Source organism: Sinorhizobium sp. 22678 (assembly GCF_052044265.1).
Classification (GTDB): Bacteria; Pseudomonadota; Alphaproteobacteria; order Rhizobiales; family Rhizobiaceae; genus Sinorhizobium; species Sinorhizobium meliloti_A.
In genome coordinates this window covers 214,431-229,865 of record NZ_JBQEMS010000006.1, presented here as the reverse complement: position 1 = coordinate 229,865, position 15,435 = coordinate 214,431, and the positions used below count along the sequence as shown (strand labels likewise).

Annotated in this window: 16 protein-coding genes; 11 read left to right on the top strand and 5 right to left on the bottom strand. The window is 63.7% G+C overall.

What is annotated here, in order from left to right; genetic code table 11:
* From ACTJKL_RS11815 to ACTJKL_RS11805, 3 genes are read left to right on the top strand one after another with little or no spacing between them, the layout of a single operon-like run.
* Nucleotides 1–1,137 carry an ABC transporter substrate-binding protein gene (locus ACTJKL_RS11815; RefSeq protein WP_440852930.1) on the top strand — a complete coding sequence of 379 codons (1,137 nt, stop codon included), beginning with the start codon at nt 1–3 and terminating at the stop codon, nt 1,135–1,137.
* The gene (locus ACTJKL_RS11810; RefSeq protein ID WP_033047834.1) at nt 1,134–2,204 is read left to right on the top strand and encodes a FecCD family ABC transporter permease; all 1,071 of its coding nucleotides are present in this window, start codon (nt 1,134–1,136) and stop codon (nt 2,202–2,204) included. Before ACTJKL_RS11815 ends, ACTJKL_RS11810 begins: the two co-directional genes overlap by 4 nt.
* Nucleotides 2,198–2,959: an ABC transporter ATP-binding protein gene (locus ACTJKL_RS11805; protein ID WP_440852929.1), complete on the top strand. Its 762-nt coding sequence runs from the start codon at nt 2,198–2,200 to the stop codon at nt 2,957–2,959. The genes ACTJKL_RS11810 and ACTJKL_RS11805 overlap by 7 nt, the downstream gene beginning before the upstream one ends.
* A gap of 9 nt (nt 2,960–2,968) precedes the next feature.
* Here the strand turns inward: ACTJKL_RS11805 and rfbC are convergent, their stop codons facing one another.
* On the bottom strand, nt 2,969–3,508 hold the full coding sequence (gene rfbC / locus ACTJKL_RS11800) for a dTDP-4-dehydrorhamnose 3,5-epimerase (RefSeq protein WP_440852928.1): 540 nt from the start codon (nt 3,506–3,508) through the stop codon (nt 2,969–2,971).
* 201 nt (nt 3,509–3,709) lie between these two features.
* On the opposite strand from rfbC, the gene ACTJKL_RS11795 reads away from it, so the two are divergent.
* Genes ACTJKL_RS11795 through ACTJKL_RS11785 form a run of 3 tightly spaced genes read left to right on the top strand, consistent with a single transcriptional unit; the run spans nt 3,710 to nt 5,818 of the window.
* Nucleotides 3,710–4,198, top strand: coding sequence for an acyltransferase (locus ACTJKL_RS11795; protein WP_275599301.1), 489 nt, complete (start codon nt 3,710–3,712; stop codon nt 4,196–4,198).
* A complete protein-coding gene (locus tag ACTJKL_RS11790; RefSeq protein WP_440852927.1) occupies nt 4,198–5,040 on the top strand; it encodes an NAD-dependent epimerase/dehydratase family protein in 843 nt (280 codons plus the stop codon). The genes ACTJKL_RS11795 and ACTJKL_RS11790 overlap by 1 nt, the downstream gene beginning before the upstream one ends.
* 1 nt (nt 5,041) lies before the next feature.
* The gene (locus tag ACTJKL_RS11785) at nt 5,042–5,818 is read left to right on the top strand and encodes a cephalosporin hydroxylase family protein (protein ID WP_440852926.1); all 777 of its coding nucleotides are present in this window, start codon (nt 5,042–5,044) and stop codon (nt 5,816–5,818) included.
* 557 nt (nt 5,819–6,375) lie between these two features.
* On the opposite strand, the gene ACTJKL_RS11780 is transcribed toward ACTJKL_RS11785, so the two are convergent.
* The 3 genes from ACTJKL_RS11780 to rfbF are packed head-to-tail and all read right to left on the bottom strand — an operon-like array spanning nt 6,376 to nt 9,449.
* A complete protein-coding gene (locus ACTJKL_RS11780) occupies nt 6,376–7,608 on the bottom strand; it encodes a methyltransferase domain-containing protein (protein WP_440852925.1) in 1,233 nt (410 codons plus the stop codon).
* Between the two features lie 6 nt (nt 7,609–7,614).
* Nucleotides 7,615–8,685: a CDP-glucose 4,6-dehydratase gene (rfbG, locus tag ACTJKL_RS11775; RefSeq protein WP_440852924.1), complete on the bottom strand. Its 1,071-nt coding sequence runs from the start codon at nt 8,683–8,685 to the stop codon at nt 7,615–7,617.
* The gene (rfbF, locus tag ACTJKL_RS11770) at nt 8,682–9,449 is read right to left on the bottom strand and encodes a glucose-1-phosphate cytidylyltransferase (RefSeq protein ID WP_440852923.1); all 768 of its coding nucleotides are present in this window, start codon (nt 9,447–9,449) and stop codon (nt 8,682–8,684) included. The genes rfbG and rfbF overlap by 4 nt, the downstream gene beginning before the upstream one ends.
* 242 nt (nt 9,450–9,691) lie before the next feature.
* Here rfbF and ACTJKL_RS11765 point away from each other — a divergent pair, with 242 nt between their 5' ends.
* The 5 genes from ACTJKL_RS11765 to ACTJKL_RS11745 all read left to right on the top strand — a co-directional run bounded on the left by ACTJKL_RS11765 (nt 9,692) and on the right by ACTJKL_RS11745 (nt 14,284).
* Entirely contained in the window at nt 9,692–11,131 is a 1,440-nt protein-coding gene (locus ACTJKL_RS11765) for an FAD-binding oxidoreductase (protein WP_440852922.1), read from the top strand.
* Between the two features lie 42 nt (nt 11,132–11,173).
* Nucleotides 11,174–12,595 (top strand): pyridoxal phosphate-dependent decarboxylase family protein, encoded by a 1,422-nt coding sequence (locus tag ACTJKL_RS11760; protein ID WP_440852921.1) that lies wholly within the window; start codon nt 11,174–11,176, stop codon nt 12,593–12,595.
* Between the two features lie 172 nt (nt 12,596–12,767).
* The gene (locus tag ACTJKL_RS11755; RefSeq protein WP_275599296.1) at nt 12,768–13,235 is read left to right on the top strand and encodes an EF-hand domain-containing protein; all 468 of its coding nucleotides are present in this window, start codon (nt 12,768–12,770) and stop codon (nt 13,233–13,235) included.
* Nucleotides 13,236–13,316: 81 nt separating this feature from the next.
* Entirely contained in the window at nt 13,317–13,682 is a 366-nt protein-coding gene (locus tag ACTJKL_RS11750) for a DUF488 domain-containing protein (protein ID WP_100671573.1), read from the top strand.
* 326 nt (nt 13,683–14,008) lie between these two features.
* A complete protein-coding gene (locus ACTJKL_RS11745) occupies nt 14,009–14,284 on the top strand; it encodes a hypothetical protein (RefSeq protein WP_440852920.1) in 276 nt (91 codons plus the stop codon).
* A 331-nt stretch (nt 14,285–14,615) separates the two neighbouring features.
* On the opposite strand, the gene ACTJKL_RS11740 is transcribed toward ACTJKL_RS11745, so the two are convergent.
* On the bottom strand, nt 14,616–15,416 hold the full coding sequence (locus ACTJKL_RS11740) for a class I SAM-dependent methyltransferase (RefSeq protein WP_275599295.1): 801 nt from the start codon (nt 15,414–15,416) through the stop codon (nt 14,616–14,618).
* Nucleotides 15,417–15,435 lie beyond the last annotated feature (19 nt).

The following is a 15,435-nucleotide window of genomic DNA, read 5'->3' as shown; positions in this document are numbered from 1 at the left end:
ATGCGGATACTGAGGAAGGCTCTTCTTGCGCTTGCTGCCGTGGCATTTGCCGCGGCACCGGTGACCGCGGCGGAAATCACCGACGTTACAGGACGAAAGATCGAACTCGATCTCCCGGCAAAACGGATATTGCTGGGAGAGGCGCGCCAGATTCACATCGCGGCGGCACTCAAGCGCGAATCCGTCTTCGATACGATCGTCGGCTGGCGCGACGACCTGATCAAGAAGGATCCGGACTCGTATGCGGGTTACCTCGAGCGCTTTCCGGAGATCGAAAAGCTGCCGCGTTTCGGTTACATCCCGAGTGGTGATTTCAGCCTGGAGGCGGCAATCGCGCTGAAGCCCGATGTGCTGACGCTCAATCTCGAAGCCGAAGAAGCAGTCGAAGAGTCGGGCTTCATCGAAAAGGCGGCAGCCGCGGGTATAGCCGTGGTCTATCTCGACTTCCGGGTGGACCCGTCGAAGAACGGTGAGAAATCCATCCGGATTCTGGGCCAGCTCTTCGGCGCGGAGACACGGGCGGACGAGTTCATCGAGTACCGGCGCGCCCAGATCGCTGTCGTGAGCGAGCGGCTGGCCAACGCCGGAGCGGTCGACCGCCCCACGGTCTTCATCGAGCGCTCGCCCGGAATAACGGGCGAGACGCCATGCTGTCGGACCTTCGGCCCGGCGAATTTCGGCGAGATGGTCGAAAAGGCCGGCGGTCACAATATCGGATCCGACGTATTCACGACCACGTTCGGCGATCTCAATCCCGAGCAGCTCGTCGTCGCGAATCCCGAGCATGTGATCGTCACCGGCAGCAACTGGTCGGCCGAGTCGGACCTGAACCAGTTCGTGAGCGTCGGACGCGGCGCCGATCCAGCGGCGGCACGGGAGCGGCTGAAGGGCCTGATGCAGCGGCCGGCTTTTGCGAGCCTCGAAGCGGTGAGGGCCGGCAGGGTCTATGCCGCCTGGCACCAGTTCTATGGCGCGCCCTATGAGTTCGTGCCGATCCAGCAATTCGCCAAATGGTTCCATCCGGACCTTTTTGCGGATATCGATCCGGACCGGACCTTCCGTGAATTCCATGAGAAATTCCTTCCGGTTGCCTATCGGCCGGGCTATTTCGTGTCGCTCACCGACGGAGAGAAATGATGGCCGCTATCGCCGAGGAGACCGCAGGCATCGAAGGGCGCGGTCGGTACCGCGCTCTCGTCTTTCGCCGGCTCTTCATGCTGTCGGGACTCGTCGCCGCGCTGTTCATCTCCGTCGCCGTCGACATGGCGCTCGGCCCGGCCAATTATTCCCTTTCGGACGTTCTGACGGCCCTGTTTCATGCCGAGACGGTAACCGATCAGCTTCGCGTCGTGATCTGGGACATACGCATGCCCATCGCGCTGATGGCCGTGACGGTCGGCGCCTCGCTCTCTCTCGCCGGCGCGCAGATGCAGACGATCCTGGCCAATCCGCTGGCAAGTCCGTTCACGCTGGGCATCTCGGCCGCGGCCGGCTTTGGCGCGGCGCTCGGCCTCGTCGCGGGCGTTGCCGTCTTCCCGGTCGCCGTTCAGTACATGGTGCCGCTCAATGCCTTCCTGATGGCTATGATAGCGGCGCTCTTCATCCATTTCGCCTCCACCATGCGCGGGGTCACCGTCGAAACGATCGTCCTTCTGGGCATCGCACTCGTCTTCACCTTCAACGCGGCGCTGTCGCTGCTCGAATATCTTGCTTCAGAACAGGCGCTTGCGGCGGTCGTGTTCTGGACGATGGGCAGTCTCACCAAAGCGACATGGCCGAAGGTCTGGGTCACGGCCGCCGTACTGCTCGTCGCGGTGCCGGTCTTCGCACGCCGCGCCTGGGCGCTGACGGCGCTCCGGCTCGGCGACGACAAGGCGGCGAGCTTCGGCATCAATGTCCGCCGCCTCAGGCTCGAAACGATGCTGACGGTCAGCCTGCTCGCGGCGATCCCGGTGTCCTTCGTCGGAACGATCGGTTTCGTCGGTCTCGTCGGACCGCATATCGCCCGCATGCTCGTCGGCGAAGACCAGCGGTTCTTCCTGCCGGCCTCCGTCCTTTGCGGCGCGCTGCTGCTCTCCGTAACGTCGGTGGTCAGCAAGATGATCATTCCCGGTGCGGTGCTGCCGATCGGCATCATCACCGCGCTCGTCGGCGTACCCTTCTTCTTCGTGCTGATTTTCACCAACAGGAAGCGCGCATGGTAAGCCTCGCCCTCAAGGATGTCGGCGCCACCTATGGCCGGCGTGTGGTCCTTTCCGACATCAACACAGGCACATTGAGGGGCGGGCAACTCACCGCCGTCATCGGTCCGAACGCGGCCGGGAAGTCGACGCTGTTCAAGCGGATCGCCGGCCTTGCCGCCGGTCCGGGCCTCGTCCATCTTTCCGATACGGCCAAGGGCGCGGCAGCAATCTGCTACATGCCGCAGGATACCGGCGCCAATGCCGTCCTGACGGTCTACGAGTCGGTGCTGCTTTCCGCCAAACAGGGTTCGGGCTGGAAGGTCAAGGACGGCGAACTGGCGGAAATCGACCGGGTGCTTGCGGCGCTCAAGATCGAGGATCTCGCCTTTCGCGGCCTTGGCGAACTTTCCGGAGGACAGCGCCAGCTCGTCTCCATCGCGCAGGCGCTGGTGCGCAAGCCCGAGGTCCTGCTGATGGACGAGCCGACCTCGGCGCTCGACCTCTTCCGCCAGATCGAGGTGCTAGGCTTCATGAAGCGGCTCGCCTCTCAATCCGGCATGGCGGTGCTGATCGCCCTGCACGACCTGAACCACGCGCTGCGCTACTGCGAGGATACGATCGTGATCAGCGGGGGATCGGTCGTGGCCAGCGGCCCGACCCATGCCGTCGTCACCGCCGACATGCTGAAAACGGTCTATCGCGTCGAGGCGCGCGTCGAAGCCTGTTCTCGCGGGCGGCCGGTCATCATCGTCGACGACTCCCTCGCCTTCGGGTGAAGTGCCGCCTCAAGCGGAGATGAAGGCAAAGGCACGGTCGCGCTCCGACATCTGCGCCACTTCGAGCGGCCAGGAAATGGCGAGGTGCGGGTCGAGCGGATTGAGCCCGCCTTCCGCTTCGGGCGCATAGGGCTTGTCATGCAGGTAGACGAGTTCGCAATTCTCGCTCAGCGTCTGAAAGCCATGGGCAAACCCGCCGGGGATCATCATCGAGCGGGCATTCTCCGCGCTCAGGATTTCACCGTGCCATTGCAGATAAGTGGGCGAATCCGGCCTGATGTCGACGGCGACATCGAATACGGTGCCGGCCAGGCACGAGACGAACTTCGCCTCGTCATGGGGCTGCCGCTGGAAGTGCATGCCACGGATCGTGCCCTTCGCTCGCGTCAGGGTGTGGTTGATCTGCGCGATCGTTCCGTCAGCGCCGAAATCGCGCAATTCGTCCCAGCAGAAGAAGCGTGAGAAAAAGCCGCGTTCGTCGCCGGTTTGCTTGCGCTCGATGACCGTGAGGCCGGCGAGAGACGTGGAGAGACGATTGAAGCGCGACATGAATTCCTCGATACAGCGTTCCCGACCGATGCTTCTTGCACGATCCGGCGTTGACGCGGCAAGCGCTAACTGGAAAAGAGGACACCGAGACAGCCCTCTATCGCGCCGAGCGTCTCATCAGATGCGCAAAGGCTGGAGCGGGATGCGGGCGGAAAACCGCACACACTTTCCTCATCCCGCTCTCGAAATATCGGAGTCATCATGATCGAGGTGCATCCCTCGGCTAAGATAAGCCCCCTCTGCGATATCGAGGATTCCGTGCGGGGCACACGGATTGTCGTCGGAGACGCATCGGTCATCGACAGCTTCGTCAAGATCAAACCGGCGGGCGGCACCGGCGACCTCACGATCGGCCGCTTCTGTTATGTCAACAGCGGCTGCGTCTTCTATACCGGTAACGGCATAAGCATCGCCGACAATGTCTTGATCGCGGCCAATTGTACCTTCGCTCCGGTCAATCACGCCTATGGCGACCGGGATCGCCTGATCCGGGAACAGGGCTTCCTGCCGAGCCGCGGCGGCATCGTGGTCGAGGAGGATGTCTGGATCGGGGCGAATTCGGTGATCCTCGACGGCGCCCTGTTGCGCAAAGGCTGTGTCATCGCCGCCGGATCCATCGTGCGCGGCGAGGTCGAAGCCTACACCGTCTGCGGCGGCAATCCGCTGAGGCGCCTGGGGGTGCGATCGTGATGTTCACGGTTTTCGGCGGCTCCGGTTTCATCGGGCGCAATCTCGTCCGCCGATTGCGCGAACGGGATGCCGAGGTGCGTGTTCCCTCCCGCGCCGACATGCCGGCCTCCGGCGAGGACCTCGGCCATGTCATCTATGCCATCGGCCTTACGGCCGATTTCCGCACTCGGCCATTCGACACGATCGAAGCGCATGTCTCGCTCGCAGCGAAGCTCCTGCGTGAGAATGCGTTTTCGTCCTTTCTCTATCTCTCGTCCACTCGAGTCTATGCCGGCAGCGAGAATACGCGCGAGGAAGCCCGGCTGTCGGTTTCGCCTCTCGATCCTTCGGATCTCTACAATCTCTCCAAGTTGACGGGGGAAGCGATCTGCCTCGCCTCCGGCCGCGAGAAGGTGCGGATCGCGCGCTTGTCGAACGTCGTCGGGCCTGACGAGGCGAAGTCGGACACGTTCCTCGGCGCGCTGTGCCGCGAGGCGTACAACGGCCATATCCAGCTCCAAACCGCGCTCGATTCGAGCAAGGACTATATCTGGATCGACGATGCCGTGGACCTCCTCTTGCGGATCGCGCAGGAGGGCCGCAATTCCGTCTACAACGTCGCAAGCGGCCGTCAGACGAGCCACGCCGAGTGGTGCGCAGCCATCCAATCCCGGACGAAATGCTCCGTAGCTGTGGACGACGGTGCGCCGACAGTTTCATTCGCATCGATCTCCGTCGACAGGTCGAAGGACGAGTTCGCTTTTGCTGCAGCACCTGTGCTAGAGCGCATCGCAGAAATCCTGGGCGAGGGAGAGCCGGATACCGGTTGCCACCCACGGCCCTCCAGAAGAAGCAGGATCTGACATGGACCCTATCGAACAATTCCGCACCGAGCGGGCGGCCGCGATCGACGGCTACGGCCGTGACGGCGATTTCCAGGCGCTGTCGAACCAGTGGCGCGAAGCTTCTATGGCGAAGCGTTACGTCTATAATTTCGATTGGCTGGGGCGCCCGATCATTCAGTATCCGCAGGATATCCTGGCGATGCAGGAACTGATCTGGGCGACGCGGCCCGATCTGGTGATCGAGACCGGGATTGCGCATGGAGGCTCGGTGATCATGAGCGCCTCGCTGCTCGCCATGCTCGACATGTGCGATGCGATCGAGGCGGGCGTTTCATTCGACCCCGGCCGGTCCAAGCGCAAGGTCATCGGTATCGACATCGACATCCGCGCCCACAACCGCGCGGCGATCGAGAGCCATCCGATGGCGAGCCGCATCCAGATGTTCGAGGGATCGTCCATCGATCCGGGCATCGTCGCGCAGGTGCGTGAGGCGTCGGTCGGCTACAGCCGCGTCATGGTATGCCTCGATTCCATGCATACCCATGCGCATGTGCTCGCCGAACTCGAAGCCTATGCGCCGATGGTGACGGCCGGCTGCTATTGCGTGGTCTTCGACACTCTCGTCGAAGACATGCCCGCGGGATTCTTCGACGACCGCCCCTGGGACGTGGGCGACAATCCGAAGACCGCCGTGCATGAGTATCTGAAATCGCATCCTGAGTTCGAGATCGACCGGTCGGTTCAGAACAAGTTGATGGTGACCGTTGCGCCGGATGGCTTCCTGAAGAGGCTTTGACAGGTCCGCTTCCCTTTTGAGGGAGATCGCCCCGCCTGCAAGTGTCTGATCTAGGATCGACCTAAGCCATCGTGATCGATTCAAGAGGTTAGAGCGGGATGCGGGCGGAAAACCGCACTGACCTTCCTAAGTCGGTTGAGATCGAATACCCGCGGCCGCTTGTTTAGCTTCCTCATTCCTGTGCTTGTCACAGGAATCCAGCCAGGCCAAGTCCTTGGGCTGAAAGAACGCTTCCCGCGCCGCGGACGCGGCGCTGCTCTCATCCCTGTGACGAGCACAGGGATGAGGGGAGGAGAGGTTGCAGTCCTCCGATACGTTTCCTACAGCGCCGCGCGTCTTATGAGACGCGCAAAGGTCGCTGTAGCACTTTGAGCTGCTGCATGTTTGTGTCCATTGATCGGCTACGATCAATGGACACATGCAGTGGCGCACGGTCGGTACTCAATGAATTCAAGCGCATCGCCATGCGCGCCGACAAAACCGACCAGAGCTTCAACGCCACTATCCATCTCGCGGCAGCCGTCATAAACTCAAAATGAATCCCGACAAGCCTTAGACTAGATCACCCGCACTTCCGGAATGGCGACCACGAAGCGGCCGCCCCAGGAGCGGACATAGGCGTGGGCGGCGACTATCTCGTCGGTCAGGTTCCAGGGCAGGATGACAATATAGTCGGGTTTTTCAGCCTCGATCCTGGCGGGATCGTAGATCGGAATGTGGCTGCCGGGCGAGAGCTTGCCCTGCTTCAGATCGTTGCGGTCCACGATGAAGTCGATATCCGACGCGGTGACCCCGCAGACGTTCAGGAAGGTGTTGCCCTTTGCTGCAGCGCCGTAGGCCGCTACGCGCTTGTTTTCGCTTCTGGCCTGCGCGAGAAACGCGCGGAATCCATCGCAGACCGCGGCGATGCGCCGCCCGAAGGCGGCGTAGGTGGGCATCTGCGTGAGTCCGGCGCTTTCCTCCTCGGCCCGCACTTCGGCGAGCTTCGCGGTCGCCGGTCTGTTTCCGGACACCGCCTGGGCGTAAACGCGCAGCGAGCCTCCATGGGTCGGCAGTTCCTCGACATCGAAGACCTCCAGCCCGCAAGCGGCGAAGATACGTTCGACGGCCGCGAGCGAGAGGTAGGAATAGTGCTCGTGATAGATCGTGTCGAATTGGATGCCTTCGATCAGCCGCAGGAGGTGCGGAAACTCGAAGGTAGCGACGCCGTCCGGCTTCAGGAGGATCGCAAAGCCGCTGACGAAATCCGCGATATCCGGCACATGGGCGAGAACGTTGTTGGCGGCGATGAGATCGGCGCGGATGCCGCGGGCGACGAGCGCGTTGGCCGTGTCACGGCCGAAGAAGGCGACATGGGTCGGCACGTTGCGGCTTTCGGCGATCCTCGCGGCATTGGCCGCCGGCTCGACGCCGAGCACGGGAATTTGCTTGGCCGCAAAATATTGCAGCAGATAGCCGTCGTTCGACGCGACTTCCACCACCTGCGAGCTGCCGTCGAGAGCGAAGCGTTCGGTCATCGCCTCTGAATAACGGCGCGCATGGTCGAGCCAGCTCGTCGAGAATGACGAGAGATAGTGGTAGTCGGCGTTGAAGATTTCGTCGGCCGGGACCGTCTCGGTGGTCTGGACGAGCAGGCATTCGGAACAGACCATCACCTTCAGCGGAAAAGCCTTCTCCCGGGCGATCGCCTCCTCGGTCGGCTCGAGAAACGAGTTGGACCAGGGTGTCGCCCCGAGGTCGGCCACGACGGTTTCGAGCGGGGTCGAGCAGAAGCGGCAGGAGTGGGACATCGTGGATCAAAGGCCTTTCGTGAATACTTCTATCTGGTCGAGCGTGAGTTGACGCGCAGCTTCGCCGCGGCGCCAGCCGTCGTACCAGCGCGCGGTCCACTCGATCGCCTGCTTCTGGGCGAGGCGCGGGCGCCATGCGAGGCTCTCGCCGGCGAGGGCCGGATCGAGGCCGAGCGTCTGCATCTCGCGCGGTTGTTCGAGCGCCGAGACGTCGTCCCATTCGGGGTCGAGCCCCATCGCGGCCTGCACGGCGTTCGCCACGTCGCGCACGGGGATTGCCGGCTCGGATGGCGAGGGGCCGAAATTCAGCGCATCGACATCGCTCTCGCCCTTGTAGAGTGCCTCGGCAAAGAGAAAATAGCCGTTGAGACAATCAAGCACGTGCTGCCAGGGACGCGTCGCGAGCGGGCTGCGAATATTGAGTCGCGAGCCGGAAAGGGCGGCGCGCACGACGTCCGGCACGAGCCGGTCGTCGGAAAAGTCGCCGCCGCCGATCACATTGCCGCCTCGTGCCGTGGCGACACGAATGCCGCGCTCCTTAAGGTAGGCGCTGCGCCAGGTTGCGACGGCAAGCTCGCAGGCTGCCTTGGAACCGGAATAGGGGTCATGCCCGCCAAGCGTATCGCTCTCCCGGAAATGCCGCCCGCTCTCGTCGTTGCGGTAGACCTTGTCGGTCGTCACGACGAGGACGGCCGTCACGGAAGGCGTCGCACGGGCCGCTTCGAGCAGCCGGACCGTGCCCATGACATTGACGTCGAAAGTCTCAGCAGGCTCCGCATAGCTTTCGCGGACCAGCGGCTGCGCCGCCATGTGCAGGACGATCTCCGGCTCGCTCTTGCGTGCGATCGTCGCGAGCGCTTCACCGTCGCGAATGTCGCCGAATTGACCGCCCGGTGCTCCCTTCGGATGCAACAGGTCGTGGAGCGACGGCCGAGAGGCGGGCGGAAGTGCATAGCCGGTCACATGCGCGCCCATCTCCTTGAGCCACACACCCGCCCAGCTTCCCTTGAAGCCCGTATGGCCGGTCAGCAGGACGCGCTTTCCCGCCCAGAATCCCGGATCAGGGAGACGGCTCATGCCCAGACTTTCCAGGGCGCGCGGTTTTGCTGCCAGAGCTCTTCGAGCTGGGTCTTGTCGCGCAGCGTGTCCATCGGGCGCCAGAAACCTTCATGCGGGAAAGCCATCAGCTGCCCGTCGCCCGCCAGGCCCTCGAGCGGCGCGCTTTCGAAGGGGACGTGATCTCCCGCGATGCGGTCGAGCACGGAGCGATTAAGAACGAAAAAACCGCCATTGATGCGGCCGTTGTCGCCGGCCGGTTTCTCGGTAAAGCTCATGACCTGCCCGGCTTCGGTGGCGAGCGCACCATAGCGCCCCGGCGGCACGACGCTCGTCACGGTCGCCTCGCGGCCGTGACGCAAATGGAATTCGGTGAGCGCGCGGATATCGACATCGGCGACGCCGTCGCCATAGGTCAGGCAGAAGGTCTCGCCGAGATAGCCGGCGACACGTTTCAAGCGGCCGCCGGTCATGGACTCCGGTCCCGTATCGACCAGCGTCACCCGCCAGGGTTCTGCACTCTTCGTGTGATAGGCTGTCTCGCCCGTCGTCATGTCGAAGGTGACGTCGGAGGAATGCAGGATGTAGTTGGAGAAGTACTCCTTGATCATGTAGCCGCGATAGCCGAGGCAGATCACGAAATCCGAAAAGCCGTAATGGCTGTAGATCTTCATGATGTGCCAGAGGATCGGGCGCCCGCCGATCTCGATCATAGGCTTCGGCCTGAGGTGGCTCTCCTCCGAAATGCGGGTGCCGTATCCGCCGGCGAGAATGACCACCTTCATGCCCACGACTTCCCTCTCCAAACTGCCTTCGACCGCCATTTCGCGGATTGCCGCGCCGGCGGTTCATTGGAGCATTTTAGCTGCGATTGCAAGAATCGCGCTGGCGGGAAGCCGTGTTGGCGCCCTGCAAGCTAACCCCAAAGGACTAGGGGCGGCGACCGCGGGTCTGCTTGCCGGGTGTAGGGCAAAGGCGCAGAATGCCCGCCGCTGGGGGCAATGGTTCACCGCGGGAGGAGCGAATCATGAACGACATGAGCCTCATCAATCTGCAAAACGGAATAACAATGATCAGCGCCGCGGCAATCGAGGCCTTTGCCGCGCGCCTTCGCGGGCGCGTCCTGATTGCGACCGACGCCGCCTATGACGAGGCGCGCACGATCTGGAACGGCATGATCGACAGAAGGCCCGGGCTGATCGTGCAATGCGCCGGAGCGGCCGACGTCGTCAATGCGGTGCGCTTCGCGGCGGAGAACCGATTGCTCGTCGCGGTGCGCGGCGGCGGTCACAACATCGCCGGCAACGCAGTCTGCGACGGCGGCATGGTGATCGACCTCACGCCGATGAAATCGGTGCGGGTCGATGCGACGACGAAGAGGGCCTGGGTCGAGCCGGGGGCGACGCTTGCCGATCTCGACGTGGAGACGCAGGCCTTCCGTCTTGCATTGCCGACCGGCATCAACTCGACGACCGGTATTGCCGGCCTGACGCTCGGCGGCGGGTTCGGCTGGATCACGCGCAAATTCGGATTGACGATCGACAACCTGCTATCGGCCGATGTGGTCACGGCCAACGGCGAACTGGTGCGCGCGAGCCCCACCGAGCACCGCGACCTATTCTGGGCCATCAGGGGCGGCGGCGGCAATTTCGGAGTCGTGACGGCCTTCGAATTCCGCCTGCACGAACTCGGCCCCGACGTGCTCTCCGGGCTCGTCGTCCATCCCTTTGCCGAAGCCGAAAGCGTGCTGCAGCAATACAGGCAGGCCCTCGAAAATGCGCCGGACGAACTCACCTGCTGGGTGGTGATGCGCCAGGCGCCGCCGCTGCCCTTCATACCGGCCGAATGGCACGGCAAGGAGGTCGTCGTGCTCGCCATGTGCTATTGCGGCGATCTCGAGGCGGGCGAGAAGGCGGTGGCGGAGCTGCGGGCGATCGGCAATCCGATCGCCGACGTGGTATCGCCGCATCCCTTCGTCGGCTGGCAGCAGGCTTTCGACCCCTTACTGGCTCCGGGTGCCCGCAACTACTGGAAGAGCCACGACTTCATGGAGCTTTCCGATCAGGCGATCGGCATTCTCACCGAATCGATCCGGCAGTTGCCGGGCCCGGAATGCGAGGTATTCATCGCCCATGTCGGCGGCGCCGCCGGCCGCGTTGCGGCCGAGGAAACCGCTTTCCCGCAGCGCAACTCGCACTTCGTCATGAACGTGCACGGCCGATGGCGGGACGCGGCGATGGACCAGGCCTGCATCGACTGGGCGCGGCATCTCTTCGAGGCAGCAAAGCCCTATGCCGCCGGCACGGCCTACGTCAATTTCATGCCTGAAGACGAGATGGACCGGGTCGAGGCGGCCTACGGCGCGAACTATGGGCGCCTCGTCGAAGTCAAGCGGCATTACGACCCGCTCAACCTCTTCCGGATGAACCAGAACGTTCGGCCGATAGAGGAACGCGGGGCGGCCTGAAGCGGGTGGCCTCGTTCGTAAGGCAACGCCTGGAGGCAGTTCATGAAGGAGCAAACGACCCTCGAAATTCTTCAACGCGCGGCGGAGCACGCCGCGCGTTTCCGCGAGAAAATTACGGAGCTGCCGCAGCGGCCGGAGCAATCGTATCCGGCCGCATTGAAGATGTTTCGGGAAGCTCTGCCGGAACGGGGAAGCGCCGGTACCGTAGTGATCGACGAGCTTGCCGCGAAAGCGGAGCCGGGGCTTCACGCGATGACGGGGCCACGCTTCTTCGGCTGGGTCATCGGCGGTTCGCATCCGGTCGGGGTTGCGGCCGACTGGATGACGAGCGCCTGGGGACAGAATGCCGGCAACCATCACGCGGCGCCGGCCGCAGCCGCCGCCGAGGCAATCGCGGCCAACTGGCTGCTCGATCTTCTCGATCTCCCGCGGGAGAGTTCCGTCGGCTTTGCGACCGGGGCGACGCTTGCCAATTTCATCTGCCTCGCCGCAGCGCGCGGAGAGGTGCTGCGGCAGGCCGGATGGGATGTCGAGGCGCAGGGCCTCTTCGGCGCGCCGCCGGTCGCGGTGCTGATCGGCGACGACGCGCATGCGACGGTCTTTTCGGCGCTGCAGTTCCTGGGCTTCGGGCACGACCGCGTGCTGCGCGTCCGGACCGACGACATGGGTCGCATCACCGGACCGGCTTTCGCCGAGGCAGCGGCGCAGGTCGCCGGACCCTGCATTGCGATACTGCAGGCAGGACAGATCAATACCGGTGCCTTCGACGACTTCGCCGGCATCATGCCGATTGCCCGGCGCCTGGGCGCCTGGGTTCATGTCGACGGCGCCTTCGGCCTCTGGGCGCGCGCCGCTCCCGGAAAGCGCGGGCTCACCGACGGGATCGAAGAAGCACATTCCTGGGCGACCGATGGCCACAAATGGCTGCAGACGCCCTATGACTGCGGATATGCCATCATCCGCGATCAGGAAGCGCATCGCCGGGCGATGACGATCGCCGCGAGCTACCTGCCGCCGACCACCGAGGGCGAGCGGGACCCGAGCCATTTCGTGCCCGAACTGTCGCGCCGAGCCCGCGGTTTTGCCACCTGGGCGATGATCAAGCATCTGGGACGCGAAGGCATCGCCGCCATGGTCGACCGGCATTGCCGCGTCGCCCGCGCCATCGCCGAGCGGCTGAGCGGCGAAGAGCGCATAAACGTCCTGAACGAGGTGGTCCTCAATCAGATCCTGGTACGTTTCGAAGCGGCGAGGCCGGGCGATGAAGGCGACCGGATGACCCAGGCGACGATCGCCAGGCTGCAGGCCGACGGCATCCTGTTCGCCGGCGGCGCGGTCTGGCGCGGCCGCAAGGTGATGCGGCTCTCGGTCATCTCCTGGCTGACGGACGACCGCGCCGGCGAGAGGACCGCCGGGGCGATCATCGCTGCCTGGCGCGCCGTTCGTGATGGCACTGAGGTGTAAGGCGCTTTTGCCCGGCTCCGAAAGAAGGGCGGCCCGTATCGGAACCTCTCCACGCCCTTGCGGTTAGCAGGCGATGGGGCGGCTGTTTTATGACCGCGGCGAAGCCGCCGCGCCGTCTGAGGACAATGCAGCCGCTACCGCACACCGACGTGCAACTCGAGGAGGAGCTCACATGTCACTGATGAAATTTCCGACCGTGACGGCCCTTGCCGCCATCATGGCCATCAGCGCCGCAACGGCCACTGCCGCCCAGGCACCCGCTCCAATTCCGCCCGCAGGAGAAATGCCGGCCCAGGACCAGGGCATTGAACCCGACATGCAACCCGGCGATCAGGGGGGCGGTGGAAGCGTCACCCAAGGCGATCAACCAGACATGATGCGCGAGGACATGATACGTGGCGACGGGAAGCGCGGCGACCGGATGCGGCACCGCGACCGGATGCGGGGCATGATGATGCACCGGCAGACGATGCACCGTCAGATGATGAAAATCATGTTCGCCATCACCGATGCGGACAATGACGGCGCCCTTTCCTTCGAGGAGATCAGCACCATCCACAAGCGGGTTTTCGACAAGGTCGATATCAACCGCGACGGCAAGGTCACGCCGGAAGAGATACAGGGCTTCTTCCACGATTAGCAAGGCTCCGCTACGCTGGATGAAAGCAGTTTTCCTCCCCGGGACGGTTGCGGCCGCCCCGGCACGCATCGTGGGGACCCTATGGCATCACTCCAGTTGAAGCGTGTCTACCAGGCGCCCGGCGCGTCCGACGGTACGCGCATCCTCGTCGACCGGCTCTGGCCGCGCGGCGTCGCCAAGGAAAAGGCCGGCATCGACCTCTGGCTCAAGGACATCGCGCCGAGCGACGCGCTGCGCAAGCGGTTTCATGGGAAGCCGCAGGATTGGGATGCGTTCTGCGTCGCCTATGCGGAGGAGCTCGAGAGCGGGGCCGCGCAGGCGGCGGTAGCGGAGTTGCGCGAACGATGGAAAGAGGGGCCGCTGACGCTGCTTTATGCCGCGCGTGACGAGGCGCACAACAATGCGGTTGCGCTGAAGGCGTGGTTGGAGCGGGGAGGGGCCTCTTAGTCCCTATGATTGCAGGTCGGATCGGCCTAAAATCGTAATCGATTCTGGTAAGCAGGGCGGCATACGGGCGGAAAACCGCACACGGTTCGCCTCGTCCCGCTCCGAAGACGTGGACAATGACCGCCCTCGACATTCCGTCCGCGGTTGCCGGTATCAACCCGGGCATGCGGTAGCCGCATAGTAGCCATTCCTTGCATTCGCCGTGCCTGATACCGATTTATGCAATGAAAGCTTCGACCCGTACTCCAACAATAAACGTGGCATACGTCCGCCCGGCCGACCGGCCGCGCCTGCGGAGGCCGCCTTAACGACCAAAGGAGCCAGCAATGCGGGATTCTGCCAAGACCCTGAATGAGATGACGCCTCGCGAGCGCGCAAACCTGATGACCCTTGTCGCGGACGCACTTGAAGCCACCGCGGACGAGGCACAGGAAATCGGCGATGATCGGTTTGCAGCAAACTCGATCAGTCTCGCCAGAATTATCAGCGGTTGCGCCGAAGACGTCGCGACAATGGATTTGCCGGCCGCGGAACTTCTTTTGCAGCACGGTATCTCGCTGATCGCACTGTTCCGGCGTCAACCGACGCCTGTTCTGCATTAAGGCCTGTTGAGCAGCTCAAAGTGCTACAGCGACCTTTGCGCGTCTCACAAGACGCGCGGCGCTGTGGGTAACGTATCGGAGGACTGCAATCTCCCCTCACCCTCATCCCTGTGCTCGTCACAGGGATGAGGGCAGCGCCGCGTCTGCGGCGCGGGAAGCGTTCTTTCAGCCCAAGGACTTGGTCTGGCTGGATCCTGTGACAAGCACAGGAATGAGGAAATCAAACAAGCCGCCGCGGGTGGCCAGAATCTCAACAGGCCTTAGTTTAGTGCCTATGCTGGCCAGGCGGACCGGCTGAGAATGTCGGTGCACGCGATCGCGAGCGGCTCGATCACGGAACTGTGCCCCGGCAGGCCCAGGCGACGTTCGCAAATGAGCGCGGACCGTCGGGCCGTCCGGCTTCGTAGGCGTCGCGCACGGCGGCACGGGTGCGTGCCCGCTCTTCCGCATCGAGCGTTGCCACATATTTTCCGAGCGGCCCTTCGCCCGCGCCGATCGGCGCCCAGTAATCGTCGAAGTTCCGGTAATCCATGCGGATCATCAGCTCGGTTTCCATGACGTTTGCGAGACCCTGCTCGACAAATGTCCGCTTCATTTCTCCCGGCTGCATCATCGGCTGGGAGCAGTAGCGGGCGCGAAGCGCGCGCCCGCCTTCGCCGAGCGCCGCCACCGTGTCGACCATCATGCGCATGCCGGGCATTCCGCCGAGATGGTCCCACACCGCCGCCGCGACGACGCCGCCGGGACGCACCACGCGGCGCATCTCGGCCACGGCCTTGCCTGCTTCGGGCACGAAGTGGAGCACGAGAAGGGCGAAGGCGCGGTCGAAGGTCCGGTCTTCGAACGGCAGGACGCAGGCATCCGCTTCTCTTATCTTTATGCGCGGATCGGTGTTGCGCCGGATCGCCTCCTCCACGAAGACGGGCGAATAGTCGATCGCGGCGATCTCTTCGAGCCTGGCGGCGTCGGCGAGCGCGAAGGTGAGACTGCCGGTTCCGCAGCCGACATCCAGCACCTTCTCGCCATCGGCGACACCGGCAAAATCTATGAATTTCGGCGCAAGCTTCCGGCTCCAGCGGCCCATGAGCTGCTCATAGCCGGCTGCATCATGCACGTTGAAGCTTGATGTCATCAGGGCCTCCCTCGCCGCG